At 60.0% G+C, this 16,981-nt stretch carries 14 protein-coding genes; 2 read left to right on the forward strand and 12 right to left on the reverse strand.

Going from position 1 to position 16,981, the window contains the following annotated elements; genetic code table 11:
- Positions 1 to 4: 4 nt before the first annotated feature.
- Positions 5 to 1,903: a Cna B-type domain-containing protein gene (locus JNO48_03050; GenBank protein QTE68903.1), complete on the reverse strand. Its 1,899-nt coding sequence runs from the start codon at positions 1,901 to 1,903 to the stop codon at positions 5 to 7.
- A gap of 193 nt (positions 1,904 to 2,096) precedes the next feature.
- Positions 2,097 to 3,152, reverse strand: coding sequence for a glycosyltransferase family 2 protein (locus JNO48_03055; GenBank protein QTE68904.1), 1,056 nt, complete (start codon positions 3,150 to 3,152; stop codon positions 2,097 to 2,099).
- A 176-nt stretch (positions 3,153 to 3,328) separates the two neighbouring features.
- Here JNO48_03055 and JNO48_03060 point away from each other — a divergent pair, with 176 nt between their 5' ends.
- Together JNO48_03060 and JNO48_03065 are read left to right on the forward strand one after the other, a co-directional pair.
- The gene (locus JNO48_03060) at positions 3,329 to 4,711 is read left to right on the forward strand and encodes a potassium uptake protein, TrkH family (protein ID QTE68905.1); all 1,383 of its coding nucleotides are present in this window, start codon (positions 3,329 to 3,331) and stop codon (positions 4,709 to 4,711) included.
- A gap of 18 nt (positions 4,712 to 4,729) precedes the next feature.
- Positions 4,730 to 5,371 carry a TrkA family potassium uptake protein gene (locus JNO48_03065; GenBank protein ID QTE68906.1) on the forward strand — a complete coding sequence of 214 codons (642 nt, stop codon included), beginning with the start codon at positions 4,730 to 4,732 and terminating at the stop codon, positions 5,369 to 5,371.
- 62 nt (positions 5,372 to 5,433) lie between these two features.
- On the opposite strand, the gene JNO48_03070 is transcribed toward JNO48_03065, so the two are convergent.
- From JNO48_03070 to tgt, 10 genes are all read right to left on the reverse strand, one after another.
- Positions 5,434 to 5,868: a hypothetical protein gene (locus tag JNO48_03070; GenBank protein QTE68907.1), complete on the reverse strand. Its 435-nt coding sequence runs from the start codon at positions 5,866 to 5,868 to the stop codon at positions 5,434 to 5,436.
- Positions 5,869 to 5,900: 32 nt separating this feature from the next.
- Positions 5,901 to 6,458: an elongation factor P gene (gene efp / locus JNO48_03075; protein ID QTE68908.1), complete on the reverse strand. Its 558-nt coding sequence runs from the start codon at positions 6,456 to 6,458 to the stop codon at positions 5,901 to 5,903.
- Positions 6,459 to 6,501: 43 nt separating this feature from the next.
- A complete protein-coding gene (locus JNO48_03080) occupies positions 6,502 to 7,575 on the reverse strand; it encodes an aminopeptidase P family protein (protein ID QTE68909.1) in 1,074 nt (357 codons plus the stop codon).
- A gap of 127 nt (positions 7,576 to 7,702) precedes the next feature.
- Positions 7,703 to 9,181: a threonine synthase gene (locus JNO48_03085; GenBank protein ID QTE68910.1), complete on the reverse strand. Its 1,479-nt coding sequence runs from the start codon at positions 9,179 to 9,181 to the stop codon at positions 7,703 to 7,705.
- An 80-nt stretch (positions 9,182 to 9,261) separates the two neighbouring features.
- Positions 9,262 to 9,672, reverse strand: coding sequence for a twitching motility protein PilT (locus JNO48_03090; GenBank protein QTE68911.1), 411 nt, complete (start codon positions 9,670 to 9,672; stop codon positions 9,262 to 9,264).
- Positions 9,673 to 9,770: 98 nt separating this feature from the next.
- A complete protein-coding gene (locus tag JNO48_03095; GenBank protein ID QTE68912.1) occupies positions 9,771 to 13,046 on the reverse strand; it encodes a PD-(D/E)XK nuclease family protein in 3,276 nt (1,091 codons plus the stop codon).
- Between the two features lie 78 nt (positions 13,047 to 13,124).
- The gene (locus JNO48_03100; GenBank protein QTE68913.1) at positions 13,125 to 14,009 is read right to left on the reverse strand and encodes an SPFH domain-containing protein; all 885 of its coding nucleotides are present in this window, start codon (positions 14,007 to 14,009) and stop codon (positions 13,125 to 13,127) included.
- A 208-nt stretch (positions 14,010 to 14,217) separates the two neighbouring features.
- Positions 14,218 to 15,081, reverse strand: coding sequence for a DegV family protein (locus JNO48_03105; protein QTE68914.1), 864 nt, complete (start codon positions 15,079 to 15,081; stop codon positions 14,218 to 14,220).
- Between the two features lie 68 nt (positions 15,082 to 15,149).
- Entirely contained in the window at positions 15,150 to 15,785 is a 636-nt protein-coding gene (locus tag JNO48_03110) for a DUF4867 family protein (GenBank protein QTE68915.1), read from the reverse strand.
- A 64-nt stretch (positions 15,786 to 15,849) separates the two neighbouring features.
- On the reverse strand, positions 15,850 to 16,977 hold the full coding sequence (gene tgt, locus JNO48_03115) for a tRNA guanosine(34) transglycosylase Tgt (protein QTE68916.1): 1,128 nt from the start codon (positions 16,975 to 16,977) through the stop codon (positions 15,850 to 15,852).
- Between the last annotated feature and the right edge of the window lie 4 nt (positions 16,978 to 16,981).

The following is a 16,981-nucleotide window of genomic DNA, read 5'->3' on the forward strand; positions in this document are numbered from 1 at the left end:
GGAATCAGTCGAAGCAGTCGCCCACGTGGTTGATGATCGTGTTGATACCCAGTGCGGTGTCGTATTCTTCAAAGTAGGCGAAATTGCCGCCCGGAACAGTCGGCTTCTTGCCGCCGTTCGGGGGTTCGGGAATCCGTGTGATCCGGTTGGTGAAAACGGTCGCATTTCCGTTGATCTGCGTGTTCTCGAGGACATAACCGACCGATTCCTGTTCTTTCCAGGAATACTCCACCGGTTCTCCGTTGATCTTCACTGGCAGTCCAGTCGCTGTAAACGTCCATCCGTTGGTTTCATCCAGCACATAAACCGTGCCGACCGGCTGCAGGATCATCGCCAGGGATTTCGGCCGGATCCGCTGGAAGTTGTTTCCGTCATTCCAGACCTTGCTCACCGTGGCGGTGGTTGTTTCCGGTGTATAGTTGTTCGTGATGTTGTATCCGTTCACCTCAGCGGTATACCATTCGACCGGATCCTCGTTCACGGTGTACCGGATCTCGTTGCCGTCCGCGTAGTAGCGGGGCTTTTCCGCAAAGGTAGCCACCCAGCCGCCGTTCGCGGTCATCACCGCGGAATCGACCTCTGAGCCGTCCGCATACAGCCTCACCGTGATGGACTGCGGGCGGTTGCCGTCCTTGTTGTTGTTATCGTTCCAGGTCTTGGTCACCGGGATGTCAATGATTTCGATTTCCGGTTCCGGGGTCGGGGTGGGTGTGTAGCGGTTGAACAGGACGGCAGCCGCCGTTCCGGTGCCGACCGTAATGCTCATGCCGGTCACGCTGTCGCTGGTCAGGGTATAGGCCTGCACCAGGTTTTCGGCATTCCGTTCCACTACGTAATAGGTGCCGGGAACCAGGTTGTCCAGGGTATACTGGCCGCCCGTAAACTGGCTGTAGGTCACCGTCATCGGCATCCGGGGGTCTGGTCCGTTGATTTCAAAGCTCAGCGCGCCCGTGGAAGCCATCGGATCCTCGTTCGGTTCCGCGGCCACCGGCTCACGGTAGGCATAGCGGAAGGAAAGCGTTGCGGACTCCCCGCTCTTCACCAGTACGGCATCACCGACACGGCTGTTCGCGGGATCCATCTCATAGCCTTCCACCAGGGAATCGGCGTTCTCTTCCTGCACCACATAGGCGCCGGGCAGGACGCTGCCGAAGCTGTAGGTGCCGCCGGAGATCTGTCCGTAGGTCAGGGTCACCGGCATTTTCGGGTCGGGGCCGGTCACCGTCAGCTTCAGTCCGCTGACGTCCGCACCCGCCGGGGCACCGGAAACCGCCGCCTGCAGGGACAGGGTCCCGGTCTGCAGGGTGTTCACAATCGTCAGTCCGGAAACCGACGCGGTATATCCGTCAGGAATGGTTTCCTCCACGGAATAGGCAATCGCGTTCGTTTCGCCCTTCTTCGTCACAGGAAGGTTTTCCCAGGTGACTTTCCAGCCGTTGCCGGCGTTCGCGGTCTTCTCCGCGCCGAAGGGCTTCCCGTCCGCCAGCAGGCGCACCTGCACGGAGGTCGGCCGCACTGCGGCAGCGTTTTCATTGTCGTTCCAGGTGACCGCCGCGGCCGCGACGGTCTTCTTCACCGCGTGGGTATACGTGACCACGGTGATATCCTTACCAGAGGAAGACTTGACATATCCGGCAACATCGGGGATTTCCCATTCGCTGCCGGCCGGGGCGGAAGCCTCGCCTGTCCAGCTGTTCGCGACGTTCAGGACAACAGCCTGCCCGCCGAGCGACACCGATACGTCTTTCCGCAGGTTATCGTAATTGTCCTCATCCGCCCACTCCACGGTGATGTACCGGGTTACGTTGTCCGTGCCCTCCGCCATGGAAGAGCAGACTCCGCAGCCGATCATCAGCGCAAATGCGCACACGACAGACACAATCCTCTGCAGCTTTCTTTTCATCTTTTTATCTCCCTTCGGTGATACTCCGAAAAGCATTGATGGATAAACAGACACTCATTATGGATATACAAACTCGAAATTAATTATATGCGAATGAACCGCAAAAAGCAAGTACAAAAGAAACAGCTCCCGGCACATTCCGGCAACCTTTTTGGCCGGATTGCACCGGGTGCTGCATCTGCAAATTGTTTGTTTATTGTTTATTCTCTGTTTCTTCAGGGGATGAAGCTTTCCTTCCCCGCCGGCTTCCGCTGTTCTGCCCTGCGGCCGCCTGCTCAATCCACCGCCGTCCGGAAGCTTCCCAGGTACGCTCGGAAATGATGTACCGGGGCCGGTGTTTGGTTTCCATATAGGTCTTCCCGATATACTGTCCGATCACACCCAGGCTAATCAGCTGGATGCCGCCCAGCAGGCAGATAATGCAGATGGTGGAGGCCCAGCCGGCCACAGCATTCCCGGTGGCCGCCTGGATCACCGCCCAGACCATCAGGATCAGGCCGATCACGCTGAAAATCAGGCCCGCCCCGGTGATCAGGGTGATCGGTTTCACGGACAGGCTGGTAATTCCGTTGAAGGCCAGCGCGATCATCTTCCGCAGGGGGTAATGGCTTTCGCCGGCCAGCCGGGCCGACCGCTCGTAGTACACCTTCGTGGACGGGAACCCGACCAGCGGCACCATGCCGCGCAGGAAGATGTTCACTTCCTCAAAGTCCGCGAATTCCGCGAGTACGCGGGCGGAGATCAGCCGGTAATCCGCGTGGTTGAACACCACCTCGGCCCCCATGGTCGTCATCAGCTTGTAGAATCCCTCGGCGGTCACCCGCTTGAACCATGTGTCGGTATCCCGCTTGGAACGGACGCCGTAAACCACCTCATACCCGGCCAGGTACTGATCCACCATCTCGTCCATCGCATTGATATCATCCTGCCCGTCGCAGTCGATGGATATTGTGATATCACAGCGGTCCTTCGCTTCCATCAGCCCGGCCAGCACCGCGTTCTGGTGTCCCCGGTTCCGGCTCTGGCTGATGCCGATGCAGCGCTCGTCCGTCTTCGCCAGCTCCCGGATAATCTCCCAGGTCCGGTCAGAGGATCCGTCGTTCACAAACAATACCCGGCTGTTCCGGCTGATCCGGCCGCTGTCTGCCAGCTGGGTCAGCTTCTGGGTAAACACGGGTGCTGTCAGCGGCAGCACCTTTTCTTCGTTATAGCAAGGGATAATCATCCACAGAATCGGTCTTGCTTCCATGTTTCCGGTCCATCCTTCCGGGCAGCCGGGAAACCTCCTGCGGCTTCCGCGCCCTGTTTCTTTCCGGTTATATAACGTCCCGGATATTATATTCCATCCCGGCCGGGGATTTCAAGCCCGCTTGATTCCGCGGGCCGGTATAGTGTATACTGTTTTCCCGGAAGGAAGGGAAAACAATGGCCACAGGAAAGCAGACCCGTCGCCCGAAAAAGCAGTGGAAGCACCGCCGTGCTGTCAGCATCAGCCGGATCATGGCGTTTGCCTTCCTGGGCATTATCCTGGTGGGCACGCTGCTGCTGAACCTCCCGGCTGCTTCCCGTTCCGGCCGTTCCGCAGGGATCATGACCTCCCTGTTCACCGCCACGTCCGCCACCTGCGTAACCGGCCTTGTGCTGCGTGATACCTGGACCCAGTGGAGCCTCTTCGGCCAGCTGGTGATCCTGCTGATGATCCAGGTCGGCGGCCTCGGCTTTATGTCCGCGGCTTCCCTGGCCTACATGACGCTCCGCCGGAAGATCGGCATGCGGGAGCAGATGGTCATGGCGGAAGCCATCGGATCCAGCAGCATGAGCAACATCGTCGGCCACCAGCGCCGCCTGCTGGCCCGCGCCTTTGCCGTGGAGGGCATCGGTGCCGCCATCCTGACCGCGCGCTTTTCGGTGGATTATCCGTTCGTCCAGGCGCTGAAGCTGGGCGTTTTCCATTCGATATCCGCTTTCTGCAACGCCGGCTTTGATATCCTGGGTTTCCGGGAACCCGGCGTCAGCTTCATGCAGGTGCATACCGATCCGGTCATCTGCGTTACCGCCGCCGCGCTTGTGATCCTCGGCGGGCTCGGTTTCCTCGTCTGGGATGATGTGCTGCGGGAGAAGAATCCCCGCCGCTGGAATGTATATACCCGCCTGGTCCTGGTCACCACCGGTGTCCTTCTCCTCGGCGGCATGCTTTCTGTCTGCCTGCTGGAGTGGAACAATCCGGCCACCCTTGGTCCCCTGCCCCTCGGGGAGAAGCTGCTGGCCGCCTTCTTCCAGTCCATGACGCTCCGTACCGCCGGGTTTGCCGGGCTGGACCAGTCCCTGCTGACTCCTGCCGGAAAAGCGGTCTCCATCTTCCTGATGCTGATCGGCGGTTCCTCCGGTTCCACCGCGGGCGGCCTGAAAACCGTTACGTTCGTGGTCCTGCTGATGTTCCTGTGGAACCGGATGCGCGGGCGGTACACCGTCAGCGTTTTCCACCGGACCATTTCGGACGATCATGTGCTGAACGCCATCACGATCTTTATCCTCATGATCACGCTCAGCTTTATCGGCGCCACCGTGATCTGTGCCACCTCTGAGGTGGATTTCGGGGACGGCCTGTTTGAAACCGTATCGGCGCTCGCGACCGTCGGCCTGTCCGCCGGGGGAACTCCCCGCCTGAGCCTGCCGGCACGGATCATGATCATCATCTTTATGTACTTCGGCCGGGTCGGCGTACTGACGCTCAGCGTCGGCTTCCTGAAGAAGAAACCGGCCGGCGAGAAATATACCTATGCCCATACCGATCTGCTGATCGGGTGACGGAAGGAGTTTTAGCAAATGAAGTCCTACATTGTCATTGGCCTGGGCCGCTTCGGCGCGGAAATGGCCGTCAAGCTCTATGAATGCGGCGAGGATGTGCTCGCGATCGACACGGATGAAGCGCTGGTCGACAAGATCGCGGACCGGGTCACCCGGGCGGTCGCGGCGGACGCCAAGGATGTGGATGTGCTGAAAAAGCTCGGCGCCGGCAATTTCGACCGGGCAGTCGTGGCCGTCGGATCGGACCTGGCGGCTTCCGCCCTGATCACCATGAACCTCAAGTCCCTGGGTGTGCCGTACATCCTGTGCAAGGCCCATGATGACACCTACCGGGAAATCCTGGAAAAGCTCGGCGCCACCCGCGTTATTATCCCCGAGCGGGAAATGGCGGACAAGCTGTCCCTGGGCCTCACCTCCGCCGGCATCATGGAATATATTGAGATTTCGGACGAATACGGAATCGTGGAAATGGCCCCGCCGGAAGCCTGGATCGGAAAATGCATCCGGAACCTGGACCTCCGCCGGAAATACAATGCCAACGTCATCGCCCTGCGGCAGGGGGATGACCTGTGCATCCCGCCGGATATCGACGCAGAGCTGGATGAAAATACCACCCTCGTCATGCTCGGCAGCTATGATATGATCAACAGCCTGAAGTAATTCTCCCGGAAGCAGGAAAAGAGCGGAAGCATCGCTTCCGCTCTTTTGCTTTGTTCAGTCAGTTAATCTTCGCCTTCGTTGTCCTGCTCTTCTTCCGCGTCATCCGGGAGCTCCGGGAAAAGCTCTTTCCCGCATTCCGGGCACAGGCATTCCTCGTCGAAATCCACGTCGTCCGCGTCGATCTGCACAGTTGCGCCGCAGTGGGGGCATTCATACTCGATGAAGCCTTCCCCGAATTCCCCGTCCTCTTCTTCGGCCAGGTCTTCGTTCTCGTCGTCGTACAGGTCCGCTTCCAGGTCCGCCAGATCCTCGTCGATGCTCTCCACGTAATCGCTCAGTTCGCCGTGGGATTCTGCCAGGGCTTCAAAGGAATCCCCCACCTCGCCCAGCACGTCCAGAATCTCCAGGATCAGCCGGTTGGAATCCTTCTCGGGATTCAGCTTCATTCCTTCCGCAAGTCCCTGCAGGTAACTGATTCTGTCTGTCAGCTTGCTCATGGTTCGTTTCCTCCGTATCGGGTGTCGGTTGCTCAGGCGCGCTTCAGGTATTCACCGGACCGGGTGTCGATCTGGATCTTGTCGCCGGTGTTGATGAACAGCGGCACCTGCAGGCTGAAGCCGGTCTCCAGCGTGGCGGGCTTATAGGTGTTGGAGGCGGTGTCGCCGGCGAAGCCGGGCTCGGTGTCCGTCACCTCAAGCACAACGAAGTTCGGCGCTTCCACGGAGAAGGCGCTGCCCTTGAAGAAGCGGACGGTCACGTTGGTGCCTTCCTTCACGAAGGGAATGGCGTCTTCCACCTGGTCCTTGCTCAGGGGCAGCTGCTCGTAGGTTTCAACGTCCATGAAGTAGTACAGGTCGCCGTCGTTGTATACGTACTGCATTTCCTTGGTCTCGATCATGGCCTTGGGCATTTTGTCCGTGGGGTTGAAGCTGCGCTCCACCACGGCGCCGGTCATGACGTTCTTGATCTTGGTGCGGACAAAAGCCGCTCCCTTGCCGGGCTTCACGTGCTGGAAGTCCACGATGTTCCATACGCCGCCGTCCCACTCAATGGTGATGCCCTTTTTGAAATCTCCCGCTGTAATCATTCGCTCTTTCCCTCCGTTTTAATATTCGTTCTTTCCCTTTATGTTACAGGATGATCAGATGCTTATCCGCCGTCGTCAGCGGTACGCAGCCGTTTTCCTTTACCAGGCATGTGTTCTCAATCCGCACGCCGCCGAGTCCCGGAATGTAGATACCGGGCTCCACCGTGATGACCACCCCGGCCTTCAGCACGTCGCTGCAGGCGGTGCTCAGGCGCGGCTCCTCGTGGATGTCGATTCCGACCGAATGGCCCAGCCCGTGGCCGAACCTTCCGGCGTATCCCCGCGCGTCAATGTAGTCCCGCGCGAGCTTGTCGATATCGGAGCAGACCTTGCCGGCTGCCAGCGCGTCTTCGCACATGGACTGGGCCCGCAGTACCGTCTCATAGATCTTTTTCATCTCGTCGGACGGTTTTCCAAACGCCACGGTCCGCGTCATATCCGCGCAGTAGTGGCCGACCTTCGCGCCGAAGTCCATTGTGATCATGTCTCCCGCACGGATCGTCCGGTCACCGGGAATCGCGTGCGGCAGGCTGCCGTTCTCACCGGAGGCAATGATCGTGCTGAACGCCAGTTCTTCAGCGCCCAGGCGGAACATTGTAAAGTCCAGTTCCACCTGCAGTTCCTTCTCGGTCATTCCCTCGCGGATCTTCGGCAGAATTGCGCTGAACGCTTCCGATGTGATGTCGCATGCCTTGCGGATCGCCACCACTTCCGCCGGGGTTTTCACCTGGCGCAGCTTCTGGGGTGCCTGGTTCAGCGGAACGAAGGAAACTTCCTCTCCCACCGCGGCGTGCAGCGCCTCGTAGCGGTCCACAGAGAGGTAATTGGTTTCCGCCCTTACCTCCGTGATCCCGGCGGAGTGAACCAGTTCCGCCACAATCTGGGTGGCCCGCCGGTCCTTGTCGGTCATCATGACCTCAAATCCCGGTGCCTGCCGTTCTGCCTGTTCGGTATAGCGGAAATCTGTGACAATCACCCGGCGTTCCGCTGAGATGTAAACCAGGCCTTCCCCGGAGTACCCCTCCGTCAGGTAGAACATATTGGACGGATCGTGCACCACAACGGCCGTTTTGGGCCCCAGGTGGAGCAGATCCAGCAGTCTGTCTGTTGCAGCCATTTAAACCTCGCCTTTCCGGCATGCCCGCACGCGAACACACCTACCGTGTATTTTAACATATCCGGGCCGTTTTGAAAAGAAAAAAATGACAGGACGAAAATCCGCCCTGCCATTGGTTTCATTCGGTTTATTCGCCGAGGATCGCTTCCGCCATTTTGTCCCGGTCGCACACCGCTGTATGGCGTACCGGAAGCTCCTTCAGCCGGCGCACCTGCTCCGGCATCGGAATACCGGTCCGCTTCTCCAGCTCCTCGCTGGCAGCAAACGGATCTTCCGTTTTTTCGCCGCCGATCGCTTCCAGCACATCCGCTGCGAACTTGTACGGGCTGGCCGTACCCACAATCACGGTCGGGGTGTCGTCACTGGTCTCCTCCCGGTATTTGCGCAGCACATGTCCGGCCACTGCCGTATGCGGATCCATCAGGTATCCGTCATGCGTATACCGGCGGCTGATCTCCGCCACGGTATCCTTGTTGTCGGCATAACCGCCCCGGAAGACGTTCCCCAGCCAGTCGCGGCGCTGTTCGCCTACGGAATAGCTGCCGGATTCCTTCAGCTGCTTCATCCATACGCGGATCAGGTCGCCGTTCCGGTCCGCCGCTTCATACAGCAGGCGCTCGAGGTTGGAGGAAACCAGGATGTCCATACTCGGGCTCAGCGTTTTGAAGAACGTGCGGTGGGTGGAATAGATGCCCGTGCCGAAGAAGTCCGTCAGTACGTTGTTGCGGTTGCTGGCGCAGATCAGCTGGTTCACCGGCAGTCCCATGCACCGGGCGTAATAGCCGGCCAGGATGTTGCCGAAGTTGCCCGTCGGCACGCAGAAGTTCACCGGATCACCGACCACGATTCCCCCCCGGCGGATCAGGTCCGCGTAGGCGGAGAAGTAATAAACCACCTGCGGTACCAGCCGGCCCAGGTTAATGCTGTTGGCGGAGGAAAGGACTTTCCCCTTTTCGGCCATCTTTTCCGCGAAATCCGCGGAACCGAACAGTTCCTTCACACCGGTCTGGGCGTCGTCAAAATTGCCCCGGACAGCGATCACCCGCGTGTTGCTGCCACCGGTGGTCACCATCTGCAGCCGCTGCACGTCGCTCACACCGTCCAGCGGATAGAACGTGATGCAGCTGGTTCCCTCCACATCCCGGAATCCTTCCAGCGCCGCTTTGCCGGTATCTCCGCTGGTTGCCACCAGGATGCAGATTTCCCGGTCTTCATGGTTCTTCCGGGCGGACAGGCGAATCAGGTGCGGCAGCAGCTGCAGCGCCATATCCTTGAACGCCAGCGTCGGCCCGTGGAAAAGCTCCATCACCCAGGTGCTGCCGTCCAGCTTTTTCAGCGGCGCGACCGCAGGATCATTGAAGCGATCCCCGCCGTAGGCGGCTTTCACGGCCTGTTCGATCTCCGGAATGGTGAAATCCTCCAGGAAGAGCTTCAGCACGTTGACCGCGCGGCTGATATAGTCCATATCCGTCATCTCGGAAATCTTGCTAAGGCTCACCGGCGGAAACATGGCCGGCACATACAACCCGCCGTCCGGCGCGATACCCTGCAGGATTGCCTGGCTCGCCGTAACGCAGTTTTCGCCGCGGGTGGAAAAGAATGACATGGAATCAACCATCCTCTCTGCAAAAAAGAGGCGTGCGTGATACCGCCGCCTCTTTCGGGATCGGGTTTATGCGGTATTCGTCAGATCAGATAGGCCTTCAGGAACTCCGGCACGTCCGCCGGATCCGCGCTCAGGCTCAGCACGAAATCAACGTCGTGCTTGCTGCCCAGCTCAGCCAGGGTCTTCACAACGGGCTCCGTGTCCTTCAGGTCGGTATGGCACAGGTTCAGAAAAGCATCGATGAACACGGTGCCGATATCAAAATTGGACGAGAGCATGCCGCACAGGAAGCCGATAAACATATCAGCATTGTGAATATGATAATCTTCGGCGTTGATAAAACGGACCTTGTGGTCCACGTCGAACATATAGCGATTGTCATCATCCAGGAAAACGACATCGTGTACCGCTTCCCGGGCCGTGGTATTGGTCAGGTCAATCAGCCGCTTCGTTTTGCCGGAGCCCTTCTTGCCTGCGATTACCTGTATCATGGGGATACGCCTCCTTTTATGGGTTTTTCTCTGCGGTCATTATACGCTATTTTCTTTCTTTGCGCAACGTGTTTTTCCCGCCGTTCCGTCTGTATGCCTCACTCGTTGTCCCGCGGGCGTTCATCGCCCCTGCGCGCGTGGCACACCGTCCGGTAATCACAGTACCGGCACGCAGTATCGTCACCGCTTCCCCGGGGTTCGGCCTCCACACGGCCCTCCCGGATATCCCCGCACAGTTCCGCGGCTTTTTCCACTGCGGCGTTCATCATCTCCCGCATGGCGGATTCGTCCATCGCCCACCAGATGCCTTTGGCCACCGAACCGTCATTGTTGAACACCTTGTCGATGGAATACGGCCGGATATCCCGGTCCATGGCGGCCACCACATCCGGGTCCGCGGTCACCATTCCCTTCATCCGCACATTTTTCAGCCGTTCCTCTTCCACCGCAGCCGGATTCGTCTCCGTTGTGCCGGTCTCCTTGTCCGTCACCGGGAAGAACATAGCGCCTGCCGGCCTGGATCCGGGATAGGCATCCGTCGCTGCCTTCAGGTAAATCATCAGCTGCAGCTGTTCGCCGGTCGCCATCCGTTCCGGATCCGGCTTCTTCTCGCGGCTCTTGTTGTCCACCACCCGCAGCCAGATTCCCTCGCCGTTTTCGTAGGTATCAATCCGGTCAATGGTTCCGCGGACCGCTACACGGCTCCCGTCCTTCATCGGCAGCATCAGCGGGGGCAGTGAGCCGTCCCCCGTTCCGAAGCTCCGCTCCGTTGCGATGGTCCGGAAACTGCTGTTGGCGGCAAACCGCGTCAGGGCCCATGCCGCATGGTGCACCCGGCGCTGGTAGCTTTCTCCCTGCCAGATACCGAGGGCATCCTCCTTCAGGGGACCCTCCGACCATTCCGCCGTCAGCGCGTCGCAGATCCGGTCCATTATCCGGTCCGCATCCTCATGGCTGATATCCGGCCATCCCAGCGTTATTCCCGCAGTCTGCATATACCGGTCCAGTGCCGCATGGAAGAACGTTCCGGCGTCACTGGCTTCAAAGTCAAACGTTTCCCGCTGTGCAGGCCGCAGCCCGTATTCGATGAAGTGCCGGTACGGGCATGCCGCGTATCCTTCCAGCCGGCTGATGGACATCTGGTCTGTAATGAACAGCCGCCGGGCCGTTTCCGGTTCAATGGTCTGCCCGCCCCGTTCGTCCCGGGCATTCCGGATCATGCCGGATACGGTCCGCCCGTAGGTTTCATCATGCAGCAGGCTGACCAGTGCCTGCTCCCATCTGGTACGGTCCGGTACGTTTTCGCCTTCCCGCACCGCACCGAGGAACATGCCAGCCTCTTCCGCTGCCGCTTCCCGGCTTTCCGGGCAGGGACCGATCCCGCCGTCCATCGCGCTGCCCTCCTCCTTCAGTGAGGGGAACAGCCGCCGCACCATGCCAATCAGGCCGTCCTCCGGCCGCACGGTGCCTTTCTCATCCCGCAGGCTGCGCGTAATCCTCAGCCGTTTTTCCGGCAGCGACAGGGTCCGGTAATAATCGCACCGGCGGATCATGCTCCGCCGCTCCCGGCTCGCGCCGATTTCCCGGCCGGTTGCGCTTTCCATGTCGGCGCGTTCCCGGTCTGTCAGCCATCCGCTGGCCGGTGCCGCCATAATGCCTTCCTGTACGCCGGTCAGGATCAGCGCGTCCACGTTGCCCGCCAGCATGTGGCCGACCTCGCCGATCTCCACGCCGTTCTCATGCTCCGGCAGCACCGCCACCGTTGCGCTTTCCAGCGCGGTCTCCAGGAGACCCCGCATATCCCGGATCGATGCCCGCCGCTGTCCCAGCAGTGCCCACAGCTGGTCCAGCAGTTCCATCAGCATCTGCCACACCTGCCGGTCCACCACCGCTTCGCGGTACATTCCCCGCGCAAGCAGCCGCTCCTCGCGTTCCTTCAGCCGGTTCCATACGTTCTCCGCCTCCAGGAAGTGGACCACCGCTTCCACGGATTCCGCTGCGGTCCGGGCTTTTTTCAGTTCCTCCCGCAGCGCTTCCAGCGGCCGGATCAGGCGGTTCCGCAGCATTTCCGCCTCCACGGCGTCTTCGCCCCGGGTAAACGGCCCCTGCCACTGGTTCCGGCTGATTCCGTGGGCCGCCGCGTAATTCTCCAGCCGCCAGGCTTCCTCATCCGCCAGCGTGCTGAAACCGCTCTGCGCCACATCCATCACGGTATCCGTCTGGTATCCGTCGCTCAGGCACCGCATCGCACCCAGCAGCATCCGGCATACGCCGTGGGAGGCTGCCGGGGTCTTTTCCGTGCAGAAGAACGGAATTCCGCTCAGTTTCAGCCGGGCCAGGAGGATACTGGCAGATCCGGTCCCTGCCGGAAGCGCCACCGCCATCCGGTGCCACTCGATTCCCTCCCGGTGCCATTCCAGCAGCGTTTCGGCAGCGTCCGCCGCTTCCTCCGCCGGTCCGGCAGCAGCATACAGCGTGATGGCCCGGCCGGTATCCCCGTCCCACGGATGTTCTTCATCCGCAAACAGGTAACGGTCCAGCCACCGGAGTGCTTCCGCCTGTCCGTCCCGCTGCCGTTCAGTCCGGATCCGTTCCGTTTCCCCGCCGGCTTCCTTCAGCGCCCGCTCCAGGGCGTCCACGCTCCGCCGCTGTTCGTCGAACACCCGGCCGTCCGGCGCTTCCTTTCCGTCCATCATCAGGAACACCGTCACCCGCGCTGCCTGTGCGCTGACGCTCACCAGCAGTTCCCGCAGGTCCGGACGAATGCTGTCAAATCCGTATACCAGCACCTCATTCCCGCTCCACAGGCGGTAATGTTCCATCTGGTTCACCATCCGGGTCCACGCGGTTTTCTCGTCCTCAAAGCGTTCCGCCGCCAGTTCCCCGTATGCCTTCCGGATCCGGCACAGGTCTTCCAGCCTGGCCTTTTCCGCGCCCTTTGCCTTTTCCTCTGCGTACCGGGCCAGTTCCTCCCCGGTCATGCCGCTTTCCTGCAGCTCGTCCAGTGCCTCCTGCACCCGGCTGACAGCACCCGGCATATCACCGGTGCCCCGGTAATATACCAGCTCATCCGCCTGCTCGGTCATCGCCCGATGAATGGCCATCGACCGGCCGAAAGCATCCAGGGGCCGCAGGTCCCCGGTGCCGGCGGTTTCCTGCACCTGCCTGCGCAGCTTTTTGGGGCTGATGACGTCCATATCCAGCAGTCCGGGCAGATGCAGGCCCGTAATCAGGCCGCGTTCCGCCTGCAGCGTCAGCTGTTCCGGCACATACAGAACAACCGGGCGTCCTTCCCGGCGTCCTTCTGCCGCTGCCTGCAGCACCTCCGGCCACAGCCTGCCGTTCCGTCCTTCGACGATCCGGATCTTCCGCATACTGCCCCTCCCTGTGAAAAGAATCAGGAGGAGATCCCCGCCCGGCGCCGCGCCGGGCAGGAAATCTCCTCCGTCCTGTTATTCGTTGGTTCCTTCCGTGCCGTTTTCCTGTCCGAACTGCAGCACCGGAATGGTCGTGCCGCCTTCACCCGCCATGTATACGGGCAGCTTGCCGTCCCAGGACTTGATCTCGTTCGCGCGGATCAGGTTCTCGGTCAGGCTCTCCGCGATCATCTTGTTCGCCTCGGCTTCCGCCTCACTGCGAACCTTCATCGCGTAAGCGTCCGCGTCCGCATTGATCTTCGCCACATTGGCCGCCGCTTCCGCGTTGATGCGCTGCCGTTCCGCCTGCTGCTGCGTTTCCATGGTCATCTGGGCCTGCTCGATCTCCGCCTGCAGTTTCCGCTGCGCCGCGACTTGCTTCGCCTCAACCGCGTCGGTGAAAGCGTCGGTGAAGTCGATATTTTCAATGCTCAGGCTGATCACGTTGATGCCGTAGCTCTGAAGTTCCTCGCTCAGGCCGTCCCGGATCGATTCGCTCAGCTTCTGGCGGTTCGCCACCAGGTTCTCCGCGGTATACTTGCTGAACACGCCCTTGGTAATCTCCAGCATCCGGGGATAAACCAGCTTGTTGAAGTAGTCCGTGCCGACCTCTTTGAAGAGGTTCATGGCCGTGCTCTTGTTGATAGCGTAGTTGATGCTGCCGGTGATGTTCACCTGCTGGATATCGCTGGAGAACGCCTCGGTTGTGAAGGTCGTCTTCTGCTCCCGGTTATCCATCGAGATGATCTGCTGGAAGGGGCTCTTCAGGTGCAGTCCGGCTTCCAGGGTCATGTTCTCCACCTTGCCGAAGGTGGTCACAATACCGGTATATCCGGTCTGTACCGTTGCCGTGCACAGTGTGCCGACCAGTACCAGTGCGAGCACCACAACACCCGCAATAATCAGTCCTTTTTTCTTCATGGCCTTTCTCTCCTTTTCCGTGTTGCCGTGTCCGGCATGCCTCCCCGGATCACGTGTTTATTATATCCGCTCCGCTGCACCGGATAAACGGCTGCTTCGGAAAATTAACATGCATTATTTTTCTTCCGCGGTACCGCAAAGAAGAAGGCGTGGTCCCGTTCCGGGATACTCCCTTCGCGGGGCTCACGCCTCCGGTTCGTTCACAATGTCATCTCTCGGTGCCTCTGAAGAACAGGGCCAGCGTCCCGGGACCCGCGTGCGCGCCGATCACCGATCCGATATCGGTAATCATCGTCACGTCCTTGTTGTATTCCTCTTTCAGGATCTCCTTCAGCTTTTCCGCGTCTTCCATGCAGTCCGCCTGGGAGATGAAAATCGGGGAACCGTCCAGGATCGTCGCGCCCAGTTTCTCTGCCATCGTGCGGATGGATTTTTTCCGTCCGTGCACCTGGGTAATCTTGATCAGGTGGCCTTCATTGTCCACATGCAGGACCGGCTTTACGTTCAGCGCGGTACCCAGCAGGGCTGTCGCGGCGCTGATCCGTCCGCCCCGCTTCAGGTACTTCAGGTCCTCCACGGTGAACCAGTGGCAGATGTGCAGCTTGTCGGCTTCCAGCGCATCCGCGTTCTCGTCCAGGCTCATTCCGTTGTCCTTGTTCAGCTTGCCCAGGTAGACAAACAGGCCCTGCCCGGCGGATGCCGCCAGGGAATCCACCACGCGGATCTTCCGTTCCGGATATTTTTCCGCCAGGGCATTCGCCACTTTTTTGCCGTTTTCGCAGGTCACGCTCAGCCCGGAGGAAAAGCCCAGGTACAGGATATCCTTCCCGGCTTCCAGGATCGGGGTGAACAGGTTGAAGAACGCGTCCTCATTCACGGCGCTGGTCTTGGCGACCCGGCCGCTCCGCATCCCGGCATAGAACTCTGTCAGCGGCTGCTCATGTTCCTTTTTCTCGACTCCGTCGTCGGTGAAGAGATACGCCAGGCATATCAGCCCGATGTCCCATTCCTTCAGCGTTTCCGGTGAAAGATCACACCCGGAATCGGTAACCAGTACATACTCAGCTCCCATGGCAGGTTCCTCCGTTTCTGTTCTCTGTGCCTCGCAGCATCAGGGTTAGTTATAACATACTTGGCCGATTAAATCAAATCGGCGATGTCGGTGTTCACACCCTTGATCAGAACCTTCGCGCCCTGGGCCGCTTCGGCGGAGTCTGCATGGGCCAGCAGCCACTTGTTGGCCGCCCACAGGATGCTGTCCTCATCGTTCTTCACAGCAATTTCCGGCTTGGCCAGGTTTGTGCCCTTCGGCAGCACCACGATCACCTTGAAGCCGTCGCCCTTCTTTGCGCTGCAGGGCGCATAGTGCAGGGTCGTGGCGTACACTTCCACCAGCACGCCGGCCGGGCATTTGTAAGCGACCACCTTTTCGGTGTCCAGCTCGCCGTTCACCAGGTCTTCGCGCTTGGCCAGCAGCAGAATGAAATCCTTCGTGCCGACGTTCAGTTCGCTGTCCCGGTGATACTCCAGGCAGTTCAGCTTCGTGTTGTGGCCGTTGCACCAGCCGATCTGGATGGGCATTCCGCCGTACGCGTTGTTCTTCAGTTCTTCCGCGACCGGCAGCGCCATCAGCTCCGCCTGTTCCGGCACATAGTCCACGCCGTCCGGCAGGGGGGTCACCTTGTCCAGGGTCGCCAGCAGTTCTTTCACGTCATAGCCGCCCAGCACCTGGCCGTAGTTCTGGAAGGAAGGATCCATTACCGACAGGATTTTCATGTTTGTTGCCTCCTTTTTTTATCCGGTTGGGGGTATCCCCCAACTGAGTTTCCGTTATGTTCCGTCAGAAATTCTTCGTCAGGTCATACCGCTCGTAGAATTCCTTCCGGTAGTCCAGCAGGCGGTCCTCCGCGATTGCCTCCCGGATTTCCTCCATCATGTGGATCAGGAACCGGAGGTTGTGGATGGACGCCAGGCGCCCGGCCGTAATCTCCTTTGCGTTGAACAGGTGGCGGATATACGCGCGGGTGAAATTCCGGCACGCATAGCAGTCACACGCCTCATCCAGCGGGGAAAAGTCATGCGCGTACTTCCCGTTTTTCACCACCACGCGCCCGCGGCTGGTCATCACGGAGCCGTTCCGGGCGATTCGGGTTGCCAGCACACAGTCGAACATGTCCACCCCGCGGATCACGCCCTCAATAAAGCAGTCCGGCGTGCCCACGCCCATCAGGTACCGGGGCTTTTCCTCCGGCATGTAAGGCATAATCTCATCCAGCATCTCATACATCACAGGCTTCGGCTCGCCGACACTCAGCCCGCCGATGCCGTATCCGATGAAATCCATATCCCGCAGGGCCTTGGCGCTTTCCACCCGCAGGTCCTTGTAGAACGCGCCCTGCACGATGCCGAACAGCGCCTGGTCTTCCCGGGTATGGTACGCCTTGCAGCGTTCCGCCCACCGGTGGGTCCGCTCCATGTTGACCTTGGCCGTCTCCCAGTCGCACGGATACGGCGAGCAGACGTCAAAGGCCATCGCGATATCGGATCCCAGCGTCTCCTGGATATGCATGGATTCCTCCGGGCCGATAAACTGCCGGGACCCGTCCAGGTGGCTCTGGAAGGTAACGCCTTCCTCTTTGATCTTCCGGATCCCTGCCAGGGAGAAAACCTGGAATCCGCCGCTGTCGGTCAGGATGGGCTTGTCCCATCCCATAAAACGGTGCAGCCCGCCGGCCTCGCCGATCAGGTCCTCGCCCGGCCGCAGGTGCAGGTGGTAGGTATTGCTCAGCAGGATCTTCGTGCCGATCTCTTCCATCTCCCGCGGCGTCATCGCCTTCACACAGGCACTGGTGCCTACCGGCATGTAGATCGGCGTGGGAATATCCCCGTGCGGCGTATGCAGCACGCCCAGCCGGGCGCCGGATTGTCTGCATACGTGCTTGACTTCATAGCTGAATAACTGGCTCACGCGT

The organism is Clostridiales bacterium (assembly GCA_017569285.1).
GTDB lineage: Bacteria > Bacillota > Clostridia > Christensenellales > Aristaeellaceae > Aristaeella.

Excerpts from the sequence above, each read along its gene's own strand:
- JNO48_03080 (QTE68909.1), bottom strand. The coding sequence starts at position 7,575 with ATGGCTGCAACAGACAGACTGCTGGATCTGCTCCACCTGGGGCCCAAA.
- JNO48_03105 (QTE68914.1), bottom strand. The coding sequence starts at position 15,081 with ATGGGAGCTGAGTATGTACTGGTTACCGATTCCGGGTGTGATCTTTCA.
- JNO48_03110 (QTE68915.1), bottom strand. The coding sequence starts at position 15,785 with ATGAAAATCCTGTCGGTAATGGATCCTTCCTTCCAGAACTACGGCCAG.
- JNO48_03060 (QTE68905.1), top strand. The coding sequence starts at position 3,329 with ATGGCCACAGGAAAGCAGACCCGTCGCCCGAAAAAGCAGTGGAAGCAC.
- JNO48_03070 (QTE68907.1), bottom strand. The coding sequence starts at position 5,868 with ATGAGCAAGCTGACAGACAGAATCAGTTACCTGCAGGGACTTGCGGAA.
- efp (QTE68908.1), bottom strand. The coding sequence starts at position 6,458 with ATGATTACAGCGGGAGATTTCAAAAAGGGCATCACCATTGAGTGGGAC.
- JNO48_03090 (QTE68911.1), bottom strand. The coding sequence starts at position 9,672 with ATGATACAGGTAATCGCAGGCAAGAAGGGCTCCGGCAAAACGAAGCGG.
- JNO48_03100 (QTE68913.1), bottom strand. The coding sequence starts at position 14,009 with ATGAAGAAAAAAGGACTGATTATTGCGGGTGTTGTGGTGCTCGCACTG.
- JNO48_03055 (QTE68904.1), bottom strand. The coding sequence starts at position 3,152 with ATGGAAGCAAGACCGATTCTGTGGATGATTATCCCTTGCTATAACGAA.
- JNO48_03050 (QTE68903.1), bottom strand. The coding sequence starts at position 1,903 with ATGAAAAGAAAGCTGCAGAGGATTGTGTCTGTCGTGTGCGCATTTGCG.
- JNO48_03085 (QTE68910.1), bottom strand. The coding sequence starts at position 9,181 with ATGTCATTCTTTTCCACCCGCGGCGAAAACTGCGTTACGGCGAGCCAG.
- JNO48_03065 (QTE68906.1), top strand. The coding sequence starts at position 4,730 with ATGAAGTCCTACATTGTCATTGGCCTGGGCCGCTTCGGCGCGGAAATG.
- JNO48_03095 (QTE68912.1), bottom strand. The coding sequence starts at position 13,046 with ATGCGGAAGATCCGGATCGTCGAAGGACGGAACGGCAGGCTGTGGCCG.